Source organism: Pseudomonadota bacterium (assembly GCA_030775045.1).
GTDB lineage: Bacteria > Pseudomonadota > Alphaproteobacteria > JALYJY01 > JALYJY01 > JALYJY01.
This window is the reverse complement of the sequence record JALYJY010000033.1, coordinates 1-16,732: the sequence shown is the minus strand read 5'-3', so window position 1 is coordinate 16,732 and position 16,732 is coordinate 1. Positions and strand designations below refer to the sequence as shown.

The 16,732-nt window shown below is 60.1% G+C and carries 17 protein-coding genes; 5 read left to right on the top strand and 12 right to left on the bottom strand.

Going from position 1 to position 16,732, the window contains the following annotated elements:
- The first annotated feature begins 164 nt into the window (after positions 1-164).
- On the top strand, positions 165-1,385 hold the full coding sequence (locus M3O22_04390; protein ID MDP9195996.1) for an NADP-dependent isocitrate dehydrogenase: 1,221 nt from the start codon (positions 165-167) through the stop codon (positions 1,383-1,385).
- Between the two features lie 6 nt (positions 1,386-1,391).
- On the opposite strand, the gene cysS is transcribed toward M3O22_04390, so the two are convergent.
- From cysS to panB, 11 genes are all read right to left on the bottom strand, one after another.
- On the bottom strand, positions 1,392-2,768 hold the full coding sequence (gene cysS, locus M3O22_04385; GenBank protein ID MDP9195995.1) for a cysteine--tRNA ligase: 1,377 nt from the start codon (positions 2,766-2,768) through the stop codon (positions 1,392-1,394).
- Positions 2,765-3,607 (bottom strand): transporter substrate-binding domain-containing protein, encoded by an 843-nt coding sequence (locus M3O22_04380; protein MDP9195994.1) that lies wholly within the window; start codon positions 3,605-3,607, stop codon positions 2,765-2,767. Before M3O22_04380 ends, cysS begins: the two co-directional genes overlap by 4 nt.
- Positions 3,608-3,748: 141 nt before the next feature.
- Positions 3,749-4,885, bottom strand: coding sequence for a rod shape-determining protein RodA (gene rodA, locus M3O22_04375; GenBank protein ID MDP9195993.1), 1,137 nt, complete (start codon positions 4,883-4,885; stop codon positions 3,749-3,751).
- Positions 4,882-5,970: a DNA polymerase III subunit delta' gene (locus M3O22_04370; protein MDP9195992.1), complete on the bottom strand. Its 1,089-nt coding sequence runs from the start codon at positions 5,968-5,970 to the stop codon at positions 4,882-4,884. The genes rodA and M3O22_04370 overlap by 4 nt, the downstream gene beginning before the upstream one ends.
- Positions 5,967-6,608 (bottom strand): dTMP kinase, encoded by a 642-nt coding sequence (tmk, locus tag M3O22_04365; GenBank protein MDP9195991.1) that lies wholly within the window; start codon positions 6,606-6,608, stop codon positions 5,967-5,969. The genes M3O22_04370 and tmk overlap by 4 nt, the downstream gene beginning before the upstream one ends.
- Positions 6,605-7,750, bottom strand: coding sequence for a D-alanyl-D-alanine carboxypeptidase (locus M3O22_04360; GenBank protein ID MDP9195990.1), 1,146 nt, complete (start codon positions 7,748-7,750; stop codon positions 6,605-6,607). Before M3O22_04360 ends, tmk begins: the two co-directional genes overlap by 4 nt.
- Positions 7,740-8,726 (bottom strand): septal ring lytic transglycosylase RlpA family protein, encoded by a 987-nt coding sequence (locus M3O22_04355; GenBank protein MDP9195989.1) that lies wholly within the window; start codon positions 8,724-8,726, stop codon positions 7,740-7,742. Before M3O22_04355 ends, M3O22_04360 begins: the two co-directional genes overlap by 11 nt.
- 2 nt (positions 8,727-8,728) lie before the next feature.
- Positions 8,729-9,727 (bottom strand): lytic murein transglycosylase, encoded by a 999-nt coding sequence (locus M3O22_04350; protein MDP9195988.1) that lies wholly within the window; start codon positions 9,725-9,727, stop codon positions 8,729-8,731.
- Positions 9,728-9,742: 15 nt separating this feature from the next.
- Positions 9,743-10,540 (bottom strand): YdcF family protein, encoded by a 798-nt coding sequence (locus tag M3O22_04345; GenBank protein ID MDP9195987.1) that lies wholly within the window; start codon positions 10,538-10,540, stop codon positions 9,743-9,745.
- 695 nt (positions 10,541-11,235) lie between these two features.
- On the bottom strand, positions 11,236-11,682 hold the full coding sequence (locus M3O22_04340; protein ID MDP9195986.1) for a DciA family protein: 447 nt from the start codon (positions 11,680-11,682) through the stop codon (positions 11,236-11,238).
- Positions 11,679-12,524, bottom strand: coding sequence for a 3-methyl-2-oxobutanoate hydroxymethyltransferase (gene panB / locus M3O22_04335; protein MDP9195985.1), 846 nt, complete (start codon positions 12,522-12,524; stop codon positions 11,679-11,681). The genes M3O22_04340 and panB overlap by 4 nt, the downstream gene beginning before the upstream one ends.
- Before the next feature lie 73 nt (positions 12,525-12,597).
- On the opposite strand from panB, the gene galU reads away from it, so the two are divergent.
- The 4 genes from galU (at position 12,598) to M3O22_04315 (ending at position 16,666) form a co-directional block, all read left to right on the top strand.
- Complete coding sequence (galU, locus tag M3O22_04330; GenBank protein MDP9195984.1) at positions 12,598-13,467, top strand: UTP--glucose-1-phosphate uridylyltransferase GalU; 870 nt, start codon at positions 12,598-12,600, stop codon at positions 13,465-13,467.
- Between the two features lie 153 nt (positions 13,468-13,620).
- Complete coding sequence (locus tag M3O22_04325; protein MDP9195983.1) at positions 13,621-14,982, top strand: UDP-glucose/GDP-mannose dehydrogenase family protein; 1,362 nt, start codon at positions 13,621-13,623, stop codon at positions 14,980-14,982.
- Entirely contained in the window at positions 14,979-16,370 is a 1,392-nt protein-coding gene (locus M3O22_04320; GenBank protein ID MDP9195982.1) for a phosphomannomutase/phosphoglucomutase, read from the top strand. The genes M3O22_04325 and M3O22_04320 overlap by 4 nt, the downstream gene beginning before the upstream one ends.
- A 62-nt stretch (positions 16,371-16,432) precedes the next feature.
- The gene (locus M3O22_04315; GenBank protein ID MDP9195981.1) at positions 16,433-16,666 is read left to right on the top strand and encodes a hypothetical protein; all 234 of its coding nucleotides are present in this window, start codon (positions 16,433-16,435) and stop codon (positions 16,664-16,666) included.
- On the opposite strand, the gene M3O22_04310 is transcribed toward M3O22_04315, so the two are convergent.
- A partial coding sequence (locus tag M3O22_04310) for an IS5/IS1182 family transposase (GenBank protein ID MDP9195980.1) occupies positions 16,633-16,732 on the bottom strand: 100 nt, incomplete at its 5' end. The two genes, M3O22_04315 and M3O22_04310, sit on opposite strands and share 34 nt — an antisense overlap.

Sequence of the window (16,732 nt, the reverse complement as noted above, 5' to 3'; positions counted from 1 at the left end):
GGGTAAATTAGTTTTGACATGATTTTTCATTTCCGAATTCCTCTGCAGGACAATCTAACCCGGATTTCCGAAAGTATTCCGGATACCCGCACTGGCGGTCCCTTTGCCATGATTTGCGGTCATGCTATGAAACCCTCTCTGTTACGATGCTGAAGGAATTTTCCATGGCGAAGATCAAGGTCCTGAATCCGGTTGTCGAGATGGATGGCGACGAGATGACCCGCGTCATCTGGAAGATCATCCGGGAAAAACTGATCCTGCCGTATCTGGACATCGACCTGAAATACTTCGACCTTGGTATTGAACACCGGGATGCCACGGAAGACCGCGTGACGGTGGAAGCCGCCGAGGCTATTAAAAAATATCGTGTCGGTGTCAAGTGCGCCACCATCACGCCCGACGAGGCGCGGGTGAAGGAATTCAGTCTGAAAAAAATGTGGAAATCACCCAACGGCACCATCCGCAACATCGTGGATGGCACCATCTTCCGCGAGCCCATCATCTGCAAAAACGTGCCGCGCTATGTGCCCGGCTGGACAAAGCCCATCATCGTTGGCCGCCACGCCTTTGGCGACCAATACAAGGCTACTGATGTGAAGATCCCCGGTCCGGGCAAGCTGGCCATGACCTTTACCCCGGCCGGGGGCGGAGCGCCCATCACCTGGGACGTCTTCGAATTTCCCGGCGCGGGCGTGGCCATGGCCATGTACAATCTGGAGGAATCCATCCGCGGCTTTGCCCGCTCCTGCTTCAACTATGGCCTGACGCGCAACTGCCCGGTCTACCTGTCCACCAAGAACACCATCCTGAAAACCTATGACGGCCGGTTCAGGGACATTTTCCAGGAAATCTTTGACGCCGAATTCAAGGGCAAATTCCAGGCTGCCGGTTTGACGTATGAGCATCGCCTGATCGACGACATGGTGGCCACAGCCCTGAAATGGGAAGGCGGCTTTGTCTGGGCCTGCAAGAACTATGACGGCGACGTGCAGTCGGACAGCGTCGCCCAGGGGTTCGGCTCACTGGGCCTGATGACCTCGGTCCTGCTGACGCCCGATGGTCAGACGGTGGAGGCCGAAGCCGCCCACGGCACCGTCACCCGCCACTTCCGCGACTATCAGAAGGGCAAGGAAACATCCACCAACCCCATCGCCTCGATCTTCGCCTGGACACAGGGGCTGACATACCGGGGCCGGTTCGACAATACGCCGGACGTGGTGAAATTCGCACAAACCCTGGAAAAGGTCTGCGTCCAGACGGTGGAAAGCGGCCACATGACAAAAGACCTGGCCACCCTCATCGGTCCTGACCAGTCCTGGCTGACCACCGGCCAGTTCATGGACCGGATTGACGCCAACCTGAAAGCGGCGATGGAGAGAGAATAAAGTCCCCTACCCTCTCTTCCACGTTGTGCCTTTGGGACCATCCTCCAGCACAATGCCCTGATCGGCCAGATGCTTGCGGATACGGTCGGCCTCGGCAAAGTTTTTGGCCTTGCGGGCCTCCAGGCGCTGCTGGATCAGGTCGTCAATGGCTTTATTGGTAAGTGTGCCGGCGCTGGCGGGCGGCATCCATTTGAACCAGGACTCCGGATCCTGCTGCAGAAATCCTATCACACTGCCGGCGGCTTTCAGTTGTCCAGCCAGCCGGGCTTTATCTGCAATGTCTGTGGCCTTGTAAAAAGCATTGGCCAGCTCGTGCATGTGGCTGAACGCCAGCGGCGTGTTCAGGTCGTCCTTCAGAGCTGCCATCATATTATCCGGCACATCGCTCTGGGCCACTTTTCCGGCGGTGCGCAACACACCGTACCAGCGGTCCAGCGTGCCTTTGGCCTGGTGCGCGGCGTCCTTGGTAAAGTCCAGCGGCTGGCGGTAATGGGCGGCCAGCACCGCCAGGCGCAAAGCCTCGCCGGGAAACTCTTTCAGCAAATCGTGAGGCGTGAAAAAATTGCCCAGGGACTTGGACATTTTCTCGCCGTTCACCGTCAGGAACCCGGCGTGCATCCACACCTGCGCCATCACAGGCGTGCCGTGGGCGCAGCGACTCTGGGCGATTTCGTTTTCGTGATGCGGAAAAATCAGATCGATAGCCCCGCCGTGGATGTCGAATACCGGCCCCAGGTGTGCCTGCGTCATGGCAGAACATTCAATGTGCCAGCCCGGACGCCCGCGGCCCCAGGGGCTTTCCCAGCCGGGCCGGTCAGGCGCGGAAGGTTTCCACAGGACAAAATCGGCGGGGTGTTTTTTATACGGCGCGACCTCGACCCGCGCGCCGGCGATCATCTCGTCCTGGCTGCGGCGCGACAGCTGGCCATAGTCGGCCATGGACGGCACATTAAACAGCACATGACCCTCGGCCGCATAGGCATGGCCCTTGTCGATCAGCGCCTTGATCAGGCGGACCATGTCATCCACATGGGCGGTAGCGCGGGGCTCCACATCGGGGGGCAACAGACCCAGATCGGCCATGTCCTGGTGGAACTGCGCCGTGGTGCGGCAGGTCAGCTGGTCGATGGGCTCGCCGTTCTCCCGCGCCCGGTCCATGATCTTGTCATCGATATCGGTAATGTTGCGCGCATAGGTGACACGCGGATACAGGTGCCGTAGCACGCGGGCCAGCAGGTCGAACACCGCCATGGTCCGCGCATTGCCGATGTGGACTGAGTCATACACTGTCGGGCCGCACAGGTACACGCGCACATTCTGCGGATCCAGCGGCTGGAACGGCTCCTTCTGCCGCGTCAGGGTATTGGTGAGATTCAGGGTCATTCCCCCACTCCATACGGCTTGACTACTCTTAAAAATGTTCCCGGATATTTCTCGTGCCTGTCGATAATTTTGTCCAGAGTGCCGGTCAGGAACAGCTCATCCGTGGCGTGATCCAGCATGCGGCGGAATTCTTCCTCTCCCCGTTTCACGGGAACAGCATTGGGATAGATCTTGACCGGGGTTGTGCTCAGTTGCCGCAACTTGCCCGGATTGTTTTTGTCAAACTCGCCGAAGGTGAAGCGGTCATAGATCAGCATGTCCGCCTTGCCCTGCGCCAGGATAGCGAACAGTTCCGCCGGGCTGGTCAGCTGGGGCAAGACCACAGCCCGGGCCTGCGGAAACAGATGCCAGCGGATGGTTTCTGTAACGCCACCATCCAGCACCGCCATGCGGTACTGGCTGTTGTTGATGATGTTGATATCCGCGTCAAACCGGTGGTCGTCGGCCCGGACATAGGGATACAGCGCCAGATAGAACAGGGGTTTTACGAAATCACTGTCTCGCGCCCGCTCTGATGTGATCCATACACCGGCGCACATGGCGTCGATGCGCCCGCTCTCCAGAGCCGCCGGATAATCCCCCAGGCCGATTTCCTCGACCCAGTCGATTTTCAGGTTCAGCGCCCGGCCCAGCGCACTCATGTATTCATACACGATGCCCTTGAACTCGCCCGTCACAGGATCCTTGATCACCGCGGGATACCAGGAAAAATACCCGCATCTGATGGTTCCCGTGCGCATGACACGGTCGTAGACGGATTCCTTCTTCTCCTGCGCCGCGACAGGAAGAGCAAGAGTCAGGACAAGGAACAAGGGGAGGAGAAAGAATTTGAGAGGCATGAATGTTTCCTTTTCATCCTTCTTATTGTCATCCTGAGCGAAGCATCCTGAAAGGATGCGAAGTCGAAGGATCCTTCAGTCGCTGTCGCTCCTTCAGGATGACAATAATGGACTTTGGCCCACTGGGGGAGAGGAATCAGACTAATACAGTTTCCCGCTCCGGGACATGCGCTGTTCCCGGTTCACGGAGACGTTCAGCAGCAGGCCGATGCCCATCATCAGGGTCATCATGGCCGTCCCGCCATATGAAACCAGCGGCAGCGGAATGCCCACAACGGGGATCAGGCCCGATACCATGGCCACATTGACCACCAGGTACAGGAACAGGGTGCCAGTGACCCCCATGGCCACCAGACGCCCGAACTGGTTCCGGCACGACAGGCAGATGGCAAAGCCATAGCACAGCACGGCGATATACAGGGCCAGAAGGCAGAAGGCGCCGGCCATACCGAACTCCTCGGCCAGCACGACAAAGATAAAATCGGTGTGCTTTTCAGGCAGGAACATCAGCTGGCTCTGGGTTCCCTGCATGTAACCCCTGCCCCACAGCCCGCCGGACCCCAGGGCAATCTTGGACTGCAGGATGTTGTATCCTGCGCCCCATGGGTCCCGCCCCGGATCGAGGAACGTATAGACACGCTTTTTCTGGTATTCATGCAGGAATGTGAAGGCCACAGGAACAGCCGCAGCCCCGGCCACCCCCGCCCCCGCAAAGATCCACCACTGGACCCCGGCGGCCCACGCCATGATGGCTGCCCCCAGGACCAGAAGCAGCGCTGTACCCAGATTGGGCTGCAGCAGCACCAGGGCCACAGGAAGAGCAACCAGGACAGCGGGGACAAGCAGGCCCGGAAGACTGCGGATCTGTTCCAGCGACCGGGTGTGGAAATACCGGGCCAGCGCCAGGACCAGGGCCAGCTTCATCAGTTCGGACGGCTGCAGGACGAAAAAACCCAGGTTGATCCAGCGCTGGGCCCCCATGCCGATGTGGCCCATGATCTCGACCACCACCAGCAGGACCAGCACGGCGCCATAGATCACATACGCCTGGCGGAACCAGAATCGCAGGTCCGTCAGCGCAATCACCAGCATTAATCCGAGGCTCACACCAAAACGCACCAGCTGTGGCCCCGCCCAGGGCGTCCATGACCCGCCGCCCGCGGAATACAGCATGGCGACCCCGACCAGACTGATCAGCGTCACCAGAAGGATCAGCCCCAGGTTCAGCATATGCACCCGGTCCGCCAGGGACTGGCCGGAGGAAAAACCGTACGTCATGCCTGCCCCCCCTGCCCCGCCACGCCGGATGACAGGATCCACAGCACCTGCATCAGCATCTGCTTGCGGTCCAGGCTGGCCGTATCGCCCCGGGCCAGAAACTGCGCAATCCTGTCGTGGATATCCATCCAGCGGGACAGGGTGCACAGGGACAGGAGGCGCTGAACGGCAGCCCCCTCCCCCTGAAAAATTTCCCCGGCAATCTGCCCGGTAGCTCCTGCCCGGACCAGACGGTCCAGAAACCAGACCATCAATTCCGCCACCACGGCAAAATCCTCTTCCCTGCCAGCGCGGGAAAATCCTTCCGCCCACTCATGGGACCGGACCGGGTCCAGCCGCGGCAGGCTTTCCAGAAACTCCACCATCCTGCGGTATGTCTCCAGTCCCCCCGTGCCGGCCAACGCCAGCGCCCGGCCGATGCTGCCCTCCGCCAGGTGCGCCAGCGCCTGCCTTTCCGCAGGATCCAGCCCGGGGTGATAGCGGTCCAGCAGCCGGACAACACTGTCCGCCGGCAGCGGATCCAGGGGCAGCAAGCGCACCCGGGACCGGATAGTGGGAAGCAGGGCGCCCGGATTTTCCGCTGTCAGCAGCAGCAGGGTGCGGGGCGGCGGCTCCTCCAGGATTTTCAGGATGGCATTCTGGCTGCTGGCGTTCATGCCATTGGCCCCGTCCACAATCACAACCCGCCATCCGCCGGCGGAAGAAGTCAGGCGCAGGAACGGAGCAATCTCGCGCACCGTATCAACAGCGATACCGTCGGCATAGCGGCCCTTTTTCGCGTCATACTGGCGCTCGGCCACCAGCAAGTCTCCATGCCCGCCGGAAGAGACCAGGCGAAAAACCGGATGGTCCGGGACCATCTCCAGTCCCTGTCCCCGGGCGAGGACAAACCTGGCAATCCGGTACGCCAGGGTCGCCTTGCCGATGCCCTGCATGCCGGTCAGAAGCCAGGCATGGTGTATGCGTCCGCCGGCCCAGGCATCCAGAAAAGTCGCCACAGCGCCTTCATGCCCCTCAAAAAAGGGATTGTCCCGGGGCGCCGGCCCGAGGGCTGTCTCTTCAGTTTCTGCAGCAGCGGCTTTCATGCTGTCCGGCCCTGCAGAAAACGTCCGGTCACGGCCGCAAGAATCTCGCCGTGCACAGCCTCTGCCGGGCGGGAGGCATCCACGACCAGACAGCGCTGTGGCTCTGCCTTTGCAATGTCCAGATAGCCCTGGCGCATGCGTTCATGGAACCCCAGATCCATGGTTTCGTGCCGCACGGCGTCACTTTTGCGCGCCATGGATCGTTTCAGTCCGCTTTCCACAGGGACGTCCAGAACCAGGGTCAGATCAGGCTGGACATTGCCCAGAACGATGGCGCGCAGGGCCTCGATCAGCACCAGATCAAACCTGAAACCATAGCCCTGATAGGCCACGGTGGAGTCATGGAACCGGTCAGAAATGACCCACTGTCCGCGCTCCAGCGCCGGCTGGATGGTCCGCAGCCAGTGGTCCCGCCGGGCCGCCAGGAACAGCAGGATCTCGGTCAGGGGGTCCCACCGGTCCGCCTGGCCCGTCACCAGAAGCTTTCGCAGATCCTCGGCGCCCGGTGATCCACCAGGTTCGCGGGTGGTGACAACATCCACCCCGCGCTGGCGCAGGGCCTCGGCCAAAAGACGGGCCTGGGTGCTTTTGCCGCCGCCCTCTCCCCCTTCCAGTGTTATAAACACGCCCCGCGTCATGGGTCAGTCCGGGAGAAAACCATCCCGATGTTTTCTTTCAGCCGGTCCCAGAATCCTGTTTCCGGAACATCTGCAGCCACGACCAGGGGAACCTCGCGGGATGCATCCTGCCCGGGAATGGTCACCACCAGCTTTCCTGCGTTGTCGCCGGCCTTCAGCGGCGCCTTCAGCGGGGAAGAATAAACGGCCTTTATGGAAATCCCCTTGCGGCCTGATGCATCCAGACTCTGCGCCAGGTCACGCCCTGCGGTCAGCGTTACCGTATCCTGTGTGCCATAGACCACGGGAACGGTGGCATAGGTCCGGCCCTTCTGCGCCAGGCGGACCGGCATAAAAGTGCTGAAGCCCCACTCCACCAAGCGGGCCGTTTCATCCGCACGTACCTGCATGTCGGACAGGCCGTTGATTACCAGCAGCAGGCGACGGTCGTTCCGCACCACCGAGGCGACCATGCCAAAACCCCCGGCCTCTGTATGGCCGGTCTTGATGCCATCGGCTCCCATATTGCGGTACAGCAGCGGGTTGCGGTTGCCCTGTTTGATGCCGTTGAAAGTAAACTCCCTCTCGGAATAATAGTGATAGTGCTCGGGGAAATCCTTCATGAGGCGTGCCGCCATGACAGCCAGATCATGGGCCGAGGAATAATGCTGCGGGTCCGGCCAGCCGGTCGTGTTGGTAAAGTGCGTCTGGGTCAGACCCATGTCAACGGCCTTGCGGTTCATCATATCCACAAAGGCTTCCTCGCTTCCGGCAATACCCTCAGCCAGGACCAGCGTGGCGTCGTTACCCGACTGGACAATCACACCGCGGACAAGATCCTCCACCCGGACCTTTTCCCCGACAGGAACCCACGTCTTTGACCCCTGCATGGCCCAAGCCTTTTTGCTGACCGGCAGGGTATCGTTCAGGGACAGTTCCCCCGCCCTGATTTTCTCAAGGACCACGTACATGGTCATGATCTTGGTCATGGACGACGGATGCATGGCCTCGCCCCCGTTCCTGTCCAGAAGGACAGTGTCCGTGGACAAATCCACCATCCACGCCTGCCGGGCCGGAGTATCAACAGGCGCGGCAGATGCCGGAAGGGCGAAAGCCGTCAGGAGGAAGACGGCTGCAGCAAGGCCCGTGAACTTACTCCACAACAATCCTTGCTCCGTTCAGGCCCATGGAGATGACACGGTCCAGAACCTCGTCGGCTTTCGCGACATCGGCTACAGGACCAACACGAACGCGGTGAAGCTGTGCCTCTCCCACAGTGACCGGGGAAATGACCGTGGCCCCGATGGCGGCCAGTTTTTCCTTCAGGCGCGTGGCATTTTCGGGGATCGAGAAAGCCCCCGCCTGGATCCAGATGGCCCGCTCGCCCTTCACCGGAACATTGTCCACCTTCGCGGCAGGCAGGAAGCGGTTTTCCTCAATCCTGCCGGGCAGGGCAACCTTTTCCGGCTCGGCAGGCTTTGTAGCCGCTACAGGCTGGGCTGTCGGATTTGACGCAGATGGCGGCGGCAGCGGATCTGCCTTGGCTACCTGGACCGGGGTTACAGGAGCAGCCTCGACCTTTGGCTCAGCCGATCCTGCAGCAGCGACTGCTGTTGCCGGCTGTCCTTTTTTGGCTGCTTCCGCCAGGGTGCGGCTTTCATCGGCCAGGATCTGGACCCGCACCTTGGCTGTGCCGTTGCCCTCAAAGCCCAGAAGTTGGGCGCCGCGCTGGGACAGGTCGATCACACGGCCCGGCGTGAAGGGACCGCGGTCGTTGACACGGGCCACGATGGACCGGCCGTTTTCCAGGTTGGTCACCCGCACGAGGCTGGGCATGGGCAGGGTCTTGTGCGCAGCTGTCAGTTCATTCTTGTCAAATGTCTCGCCGTTCGAGGTCCGGCGGTTGTGGAAATCCGCGCCGTACCAGGAGGCAATCCCGGTCTCGTCATATCCGAAATCTTCCTTGGGATAATACCAGACACCGTTGATCTGATAGGGATTGCCGATCTTGTAGCCGCCGGGCCCAACCTTGCCTGTTCCGGCCAGTCCGGCCTGTTTTGCAGTACCGGGAGACTGGACTGACGGCGTACAGGCGGCCATGAAGGCCAGAAGCAGGACAGCGGCCGGAAAACGCTTCATTATCACTGGTTATCCCCCTCATGACGGTCAGAAAGCCTGTCGGACAACAGGCCGACCGCGGTTGCAAAATACGTCGACCGGTTCCAGGCCATGATGGCGCGGTAATTACCCTCGACCAGGAACGTTCTTCCTTTTAGGCCATCGGGCGCCACAAGGGAAGCTTTTATGTGACCCTGCAGGGGTTGCCCCTGCAGGTCGCGGACACCCAGCGCCGACCATTCGTCCAGTGTCTTTTTTTCGTCCAGCGTGATATGGGCCGCAGAAAAGCCCTCCGGCATCAGGACTTCCTGGCCCCAGAACTGGCCGTTTTTCCAGCCGGCCTTTGCCATATAGTTGGCGGCCGAGGCAAACACATCCGCCTCGGTCTGCCAGATATCACGGTGCCCGTCGCCGTTCTGGTCCACGGCATAGGCCAGGAAGCTGGACGGCATGAACTGGCTCTGCCCCATGGCGCCAGCCCACGAGCCTTTCATCTGTGACAGCGGAATATGCTTCTCGTCCGCGATCTTCAGGGCCTTCATCAGCTCTTTCCTGAAATAAACACTGCGCCGCCCGTCCCACGCCAGGGTCGCCAGCGCCGGGATCACCCCGAAATCACCCGTTTTCTGGCCAAAGCTGCTTTCCATGCCCCACAGGGCCACAACCAGTTCGCGCGGAATATCGTATCGTTTCTCGACCTGGTCCAGAGTATCCGCATAGACCTGCAGAAGCCGCTGCCCCTCGGCAATCCGGGATTCAGGAAGCACATTGCGCAGGTATTGCTCCAGGGTCATGGTGCTTTCCGGCTGGCGGCGGTCCAGCTCCAGAACCCGGGGAATGGGCTGCAGATCATCCAGCGCCTCGTGGACAACGGGGGCGGAAATCCCCCCCTCCAGCGCCTCGGCCTTCACGCCGGCAAGCCATGACGCAAAATCAGGGCTGGCGGGTTTTTCCGCAGGAACACCCCCGGCGGCACAGCCCGCCAGACAGAAACACACAAGGGCAATTCCGTACCATTTCATGTCTGTCACTCTCTTTCAGGGCGACGGTAAAAGCTGCGCCGTATAGCCCGACAGGTAATAGGATACAAGGCCGGCATATTCGTGCACGGCCAGACTGGCAATGACCAGCCCCCGCAAAACAGCAAAGTCCGGACGCAGCGCCGTTCCAGGCGCAGGGGTCTGGTAGTCGCATGGCCAGGCGGTGACAGGCCAGCCCTGCTGGCGGAACACGCCGACAGCCCGGGGGATGTGCATGGCCGAAGTCACCAGCAGCCACTTTTCCTCAGGCTGCGGATCGGCCAGGGCCTTGCTGTACATTACGTTTTCGTACGTGGTGCGTGACTCCCGCTCGAAGATGATCCGGCGTGTATCCACGCCCATATCGTTCAGGATCTGCCGCACCGCATCAGCCTCGCGGATATCGCCGGACATCAAACTGCCACTGCCGCCGGTGAAAACCACCTTTGCCTTCGGAAACCGGTGCATCAGGCTCACAAGTTCGACCAGACGCTCGGCATTGCCGTTCAGGGCGAACTGGCCCCGCCCCTCCGTGCTCCAGGGAGACAGAAAGCCTGCCAGAACAACGATACCGTCAACAGATCCGGATATTTCTGGCACGGGAAACCTGTTTTCCAGCGGCCCTGCGATCCGGGCGCAGACTGGCGCAAGCCCCAGAAGGAAAAGCGACGCCGTACACGCAAAAACCAGAAAACGCCCGGCGCGTGGCCTTGCCGAACGGGGCCGCAGGAACCACAGACCGGCCAGCAGGGCCAGCAGCAGAAGATGGGCCGGATGAATCAGAAGAGAAAGAATTTTGGACAGGGCAAATTTCATGCTGCAATCCTGTCGCTCTCAGGCTCTGCTGTCAATGCAGACTGCACCTGTTTTTTCTTTTCACATTTCCCGGTTATTATGGCCGTATGCTGACTGTTGCAGAAAAAATATCTTTGCCGGATGTGGATGCTTATGTCCTGTCAGGACCTGATGGAGAAGTGCGAACTTTCCTGCAGGCAGTCCACGGCGCACAGACAACAGCCATTCACCACGCGAAATATTTCAGCTTCTGTATGACCTTGGTGTCATCCTTGTGCGGAGCCATAGCCGTTTGGCCATGGTTTGTTTCCCTGAGAGACCAGATGACAGTCCCGGACAATCCTTCAGGGACAGCCAGCTGGGCAGTAATCTCGCTTGGATTGCTGTGCGCCGCTCTCAGGCAGAAACCCGTTTTCAGGATCCTAGAGTCTGAATGCCTGGAAGAAATAGGAAACCGATATCTGGGCAAGGATGAAATTCCGCAAAGCGCCCTGTATGTTCTGTCCTTGGCTCTTCGCGGAGATGGCAGAAAGCACTTCGAAAAACACCAGGAGCATCAGGGATTCGCGACATCTGTGGAATGTATTCATCTGCGCTCGGAAGCCTGCAAAACCTGGTGCGCCGAGGAACCAATTATTCTGGAAGCACGATATAAAGGCCGCAGGACACAGGTCATTTTCAACAAGCCTGCAGGATATGTTCCCTGACGCCTGCCATCACGACCGCACAGCGCAACCCAGGTCTTTCAGGGCCTCGCGCAGGGTGGAGTCGTCCACATCCGCCACCAGCTTTTCCACCCGCGCTGTTCTCGCGGCATCCGGCAGGGATGGCGCCCGGCTGCGGACCGGCGCTGGCAGGACCGGCGGGCCCTGGACATATTTCAGGCGCTCCACGGCCCTGTAGCCGAACACCCGGTTGATCCGCTCCAGGATCAGGGATTCATCGTGCTGAAGAACCAGAGCTGCAGATCCTGACACCCGCAGGTGCAGCACCGCGCCTTCCAGGCTTCCGCGCGGAAAGGACAGCTTTTCCGGAGAACAGTCTCCCGCCAGGGCTGGCCCCACGATGTCTGCCCAGTGGGACAGCAAGGTCGCCAGGTGCGATCCTGTCTTCCCCAGGGCCTTGCGGGTAATCTGGTGTACCGCTGTGGACAGGGGCCTCACGATACGGCCTCGGACCGTACCGTATTTTTGGGCCTGAACACATGCTCCGGCCCCGGAAAAGTCCGCGCCCGTACAGCCGCAGCATATTCTGCCACCGCCTGGCCCGCCGCTGTTCCCAGATCGCCAAAACGGCGGACAAACTTCGGTACAAAATCACCGGACAGGCCCAGCATGTCCTCGGTCACCAGGATCTGGCCGTCACAGGTGGCCGAGGCCCCGATCCCGATCGTGGGTACCGGACAAGCCTCCGCCAGCGCGTTCGCCAGATTCTCCACCACGGCCTCGATCACCAGAGAGAAAGACCCTGCCTCGCTGACGGCCCGCATATCCTCCATGATCCGCTTTTGCGCTGCCTCATCCCGTCCCTGCGTCCTGAACCCTCCCAGTACGTTGACCAGCTGGGGGCGCAGGCCGATGTGGCCCATGACGGGAATGCCGCGCTCCACCAGAAACCGGATGGTATCGGCCATTTCCACACCGCCTTCCAGCTTGACAGCCCCGGCTCCGGTTTCCGCCATCACGCGGGCGCAGGAACGGAAAGCCTGCTCGCGACTTTCCTGGTATGAGCCAAAGGGCATGTCCACCACCACCAGCGCCTGGCGGGTGCCGCGCACCACAGCAGCGCCGTGGCTGACCATCATCTCCAGCGTGACCCCTACAGTGCTAGGCAAGCCATAGACCACCATGCCCAGGGAATCCCCCACCAGCAGCACATCCACATGGGGATCCAGAATCCTGGCCATATGTGCCGTATAGGCCGTCAGACACACCAGGGGAGTTTTCCCCTTTTGGCCCCGGATGTCAGGCGCAGTTTTGCGGCGGATTTCGCTTTGAATGCTCATGGATGCCCCGATATTGCCGTATTGACCTTTCAGAAGCGTGTCCTTGACCCTACCACTGTCCGGACCGTTTTTCATGAAAAAACCCGTTCGCAAGGCTGTTTTTCCGGTTGCGGGTCTTGGCACCCGCTTTCTTCCCGCCACCAAGGCAATCCCCAAGGAAATGCTGACCGTGGTGGACAAGCCACTGATCCAGTATGCGGTGGAAGAGGCCCGGGCCGCCGGCATCGAGTATTTCATCCTGGTCACCAGCCGCGGAAAATCGGCCATGGAAGACCATTTCGACTACAGCTTCGAGCTGAACGTCACGCTGGAGCGGCGGGAAAAAAAAGAACTTCTGGACATTGCGCGATCGGTGGAAATCCCCTCGGGCCAGCTGGCCTTTGCCCGCCAGTCCGAGCCGCTGGGCCTGGGACACGCCATCTGGTGCGCCCGGGAATTTATCGGGGACGAGCCTTTTGCTGTCATCCTGCCGGACGAGCTGGTCCTGCATGAGCGGCCCTGCCTGGCGCAAATGATGGAAGCCTATAATGAGACAGGCGGCAACATGGTGTCCGTTTTTGACGTGCCCCGGGACCAGACGCACCGCTATGGTATCCTGGACATCGGCCGCGACCAGGGAAGACTGTGCGAGGTCAAGGGCCTCGTGGAAAAGCCGAAGCCTGAAAACGCTCCCTCCACCCTGTCCCTTCAGGGCCGCTATATCCTGCAGCCTGATGTCCTGAAGCACCTGGGACGCCATGAAAAAGGCGCGGGGGGAGAGATCCAGCTGACCGACGCCATGGCCCGCCTGATTGGCCACCAGCCTTTCCACGGATTCCGGTTCGAGGGAAAAAGATTTGATTGCGGCGACAAACTGGGCTTTATTCAGGCCAACGTGGCATTTGCCCTGAACCGCCCCGACCTTTCGGAAAAAGTCAGGGCTGCCATCAGGGAACTGCTGTAAAGGATAACAGACCTCCTGCATAACCCGCTGCGGTGAGGGGAGTGTCAGGAACGAGGACCGCAGAACCGGAGTGTACACGACAGTACATGAGGATTTGAGGACCGCAGTGACGTAACAATCACCCACCGCAGCGGGTTATGCAGGAGGTCTATCATGCGTATTGTCATGGTCGGTTCAGGATATGTGGGCCTGGTCTCGGGCGCCTGCTTTTCGGAATTCGGCATGGATACAGTCTGTGTCGACAGGGACCAGGGCAGGATCGACAGGCTGAAGCGGGGCGAAATTCCCATTCATGAGCCCGGCCTGGATGAACTGGTGGCCAAGAACACAAAGGCTGGCCGCCTGTCTTTCACCACCAGCCTGCAGGACGCCATGCAGGGCGCCGATGTGGTTTTTATCGCTGTGGGAACACCTTCCCGCCGCGGTGACGGTCATGCCGATCTCAGCTATGTCTACGCAGCAGCCGGGGAAATCGCCGGTTATCTGGATGGCTATACTGTTGTTGTGACAAAATCGACCGTACCTGTTGGCACAGGCCGCGAGGTGGAAAGAATTATCCGGAAAAAAAGACCGGATGCTGATTTCGACGTATGCTCAAACCCCGAATTCATGCGGGAAGGCGCAGCCATCACGGATTTCATGCGACCGGACCGTATAGTCATCGGCGCGGAAACGGTCCGGGCCCGGACCGTCCTGAAAGAAGTGTACCGTCCCCTCTACCTGATCGAAACTCCTGTGGTCACGACCACCCTGGAAGGGGCGGAGACGGCCAAATACGCCGCCAATGCCTTTCTGGCCACCAAGATCACCTTCATCAACGAAATGGCCGATTTCTGCGAAAAAGTCGGCGCCGACGTGCAGGATATCGCCAAAGCCATGGGTCTGGACGGCCGGATTGGCCGCAAATTCCTTCATGCAGGGCCGGGTTACGGCGGATCGTGCTTCCCCAAGGATACAGAAGCCCTCATGCGTACCGCCCAGGAATGCGGTTCCCCCTTGCAGCTTGTGGAAGCTGTTGTATCCAGCAATTCGTCCCGGAAAAAGAAAATGGCCGGCCGTATCATCGCCGCCTGTGGCGGATCGGTCCGGGGAAAAACCATCGCCGTTCTGGGCGTGACGTTCAAACCCAATACCGATGACATGCGTGAGGCGCCAAGCCTCGACATTATTCCGGCCCTGCAGGCCGCCGGAGCCACAGTCCGGGCCTACGATCCGGCAGGGATGGATTCTGCTGCAAGGCTGCTGCCTGATGTTACCTGGTGCCGAGATTCCTGGGAAGCGGTAGACAGCGCTGATGCCGTGGCCATCATTACAGAATGGCATGAATTCCGCTCCCTCGATCCGGGCCGCCTGCGCAAAAGCATGCACACCCCGGTCATGATCGACCTGCGCAATATCTATAAACCCGACGATATGGCTGCGCAGGGCTTTGATTATTATTCCATTGGACGCGCCCCCCGGAAGGGCTTTTCCGGACAGGAAAACAGAGAAGAACTGAAGAAGGTTGGAACATGAGTATCGCGACACTCTCCGCTGGTTACCGCTTTGATCCCGGAATCCTGCGGGAATATGATGTGCGGGGTATCGTGGGAAAAACCCTGTCAGTCGACGATGCCCGGGCCCTGGGAAAGGCTTTTGGCACCTGGGTGGTACGCAAGGGCGGCAAACGGGTCTGTGTGGGCCTCGACGGCCGGATCAGCTCCCCCTCCCTAGAAGGCGCACTGACAGAAGGCCTGCTGTCCACCGGCCTTCAGGTCGAGCGGGTGGGTGTGGGCCCCACGTCCATGCTGTATTTCTCGGTCCTGCATCTGGGCGCTGACGCCGGTGTGATGGTAACCGGGTCCCACAACCCGCCCGACTACAATGGCTTCAAAATGGCCTGGGGCAAGATGCCGGTCTATGGCCAGGACATCCAGAAAATGGGCGCCATGGCCGCTGCCGGCGACTTTGTCCAGGGCAAGGGATCGGTTACAGACGTTGATGTGCGCCAGGCGTATACAGACCGCCTGCTGAAGGATTACGAAGGCGGTCCTATGACCGTCGCCTGGGATGCCGGAAACGGGGCCACGGCTGAAATCATGAAGGAGCTGTGCAAGCGTCTGCCCGGTATCCACCATCCCCTGTTCGACACTATCGACGGGCGCTTTCCCAACCACCATCCGGATCCCACCATCCCGGAAAACCTGGTGGACCTGCAGAAGACGGTCCGCGAGAAAAAATGCCAGCTGGGCATAGCCTTTGACGGCGACGGCGACCGTATCGGCGCTGTGGACCACAATGGCGACATCGTCTGGGGCGACCAGCTGATCGCCATCTATGCGCGCGAAGTGCTGAAAACCCACCCCGGCGCCCCCATCATCGGCGACGTCAAGTGCAGCCAGACCCTGTATGACGAAATCGCCCGCCTGGGCGGCGAGCCAGTCATGTGGAAATCCGGCCATTCGCTGGTCAAGGCAAGGATGGCCGAGCTGAAATCACCGCTGGCTGGCGAGATGAGCGGCCATATCTTCTTCGGCGACAAGTGGTACGGCTTTGACGATGCCCTGTACTGCGCCGTGCGCCTGATCAGCCTGGTCAGCCGCTCCGGCGAAACGCTGGCGCAGATGCGCGACGCCATGCCCCGAGTTTACAATACGCCCGAAGTGCGCTTCCAGGTCGATGAATCCCGCAAGTTCGCCATAGCAGAGGAAGTGACACAGCGCGTCCAGGCTGCCGGCGGCAACGCACTGGCTATCGACGGCGTACGCGTTACGACACCGGACGGCTGGTGGCTGCTGCGGGCGTCGAACACCCAGGATGTCCTGACAGTACGGGCGGAAAGCCGGTCACCGGAAGGGCTGGAGCGCCTGAAACAGTCCGTCACCGACCAGCTGAAGGCCAGCGGCATCATGGCGCCGTTCTGACCTGAAAGTAAATCGAGGCGGGCTTTATGGTATAATCCGTCACCTTATCCGGAGGAAAATGTATGTCCACAGCAATTGAACCAGATAAAGAGATTACAGCGGTTTTGAGAGCCCTGAAAGAAGGAGGATCTCTCCGTTATTTTGCCTTACATGGTGGTGGCGTAGCTGTGCATAATTCCAATGATGAGCCAGACAGAAGAATCCTGTGCTCCTATGGAACTTTCAGTTATTTGAGACAACAAGGGTTAGGCCCTGTTGACATTTATTTTAACCAGGGCATGGAAGCTGTGAGGTAGATGAGGCTTGCGAAGTTGCGTGCGCGTTTGGCGTAGCGTGTGGCGCCTGCGCGGTAGTGTTTGAGT

What these genes read in the sequence shown, in the direction of transcription:
- M3O22_04390 (MDP9195996.1), top strand. Translation starts at nt 165, where the DNA reads ATGGCGAAGATCAAGGTCCTGAATCCGGTTGTCGAGATGGATGGCGAC.
- cysS (MDP9195995.1), bottom strand. Translation starts at nt 2,768, where the DNA reads ATGACCCTGAATCTCACCAATACCCTGACGCGGCAGAAGGAGCCGTTC.
- M3O22_04380 (MDP9195994.1), bottom strand. Translation starts at nt 3,607, where the DNA reads ATGCCTCTCAAATTCTTTCTCCTCCCCTTGTTCCTTGTCCTGACTCTT.
- rodA (MDP9195993.1), bottom strand. Translation starts at nt 4,885, where the DNA reads ATGACGTACGGTTTTTCCTCCGGCCAGTCCCTGGCGGACCGGGTGCAT.
- M3O22_04370 (MDP9195992.1), bottom strand. Translation starts at nt 5,970, where the DNA reads ATGAAAGCCGCTGCTGCAGAAACTGAAGAGACAGCCCTCGGGCCGGCG.
- tmk (MDP9195991.1), bottom strand. Translation starts at nt 6,608, where the DNA reads ATGACGCGGGGCGTGTTTATAACACTGGAAGGGGGAGAGGGCGGCGGC.
- M3O22_04355 (MDP9195989.1), bottom strand. Translation starts at nt 8,726, where the DNA reads ATGAAGCGTTTTCCGGCCGCTGTCCTGCTTCTGGCCTTCATGGCCGCC.
- M3O22_04350 (MDP9195988.1), bottom strand. Translation starts at nt 9,727, where the DNA reads ATGAAATGGTACGGAATTGCCCTTGTGTGTTTCTGTCTGGCGGGCTGT.
- M3O22_04345 (MDP9195987.1), bottom strand. Translation starts at nt 10,540, where the DNA reads ATGAAATTTGCCCTGTCCAAAATTCTTTCTCTTCTGATTCATCCGGCC.
- panB (MDP9195985.1), bottom strand. Translation starts at nt 12,524, where the DNA reads ATGAGCATTCAAAGCGAAATCCGCCGCAAAACTGCGCCTGACATCCGG.
- galU (MDP9195984.1), top strand. Translation starts at nt 12,598, where the DNA reads ATGAAAAAACCCGTTCGCAAGGCTGTTTTTCCGGTTGCGGGTCTTGGC.
- M3O22_04325 (MDP9195983.1), top strand. Translation starts at nt 13,621, where the DNA reads ATGCGTATTGTCATGGTCGGTTCAGGATATGTGGGCCTGGTCTCGGGC.
- M3O22_04320 (MDP9195982.1), top strand. Translation starts at nt 14,979, where the DNA reads ATGAGTATCGCGACACTCTCCGCTGGTTACCGCTTTGATCCCGGAATC.
- M3O22_04315 (MDP9195981.1), top strand. Translation starts at nt 16,433, where the DNA reads ATGTCCACAGCAATTGAACCAGATAAAGAGATTACAGCGGTTTTGAGA.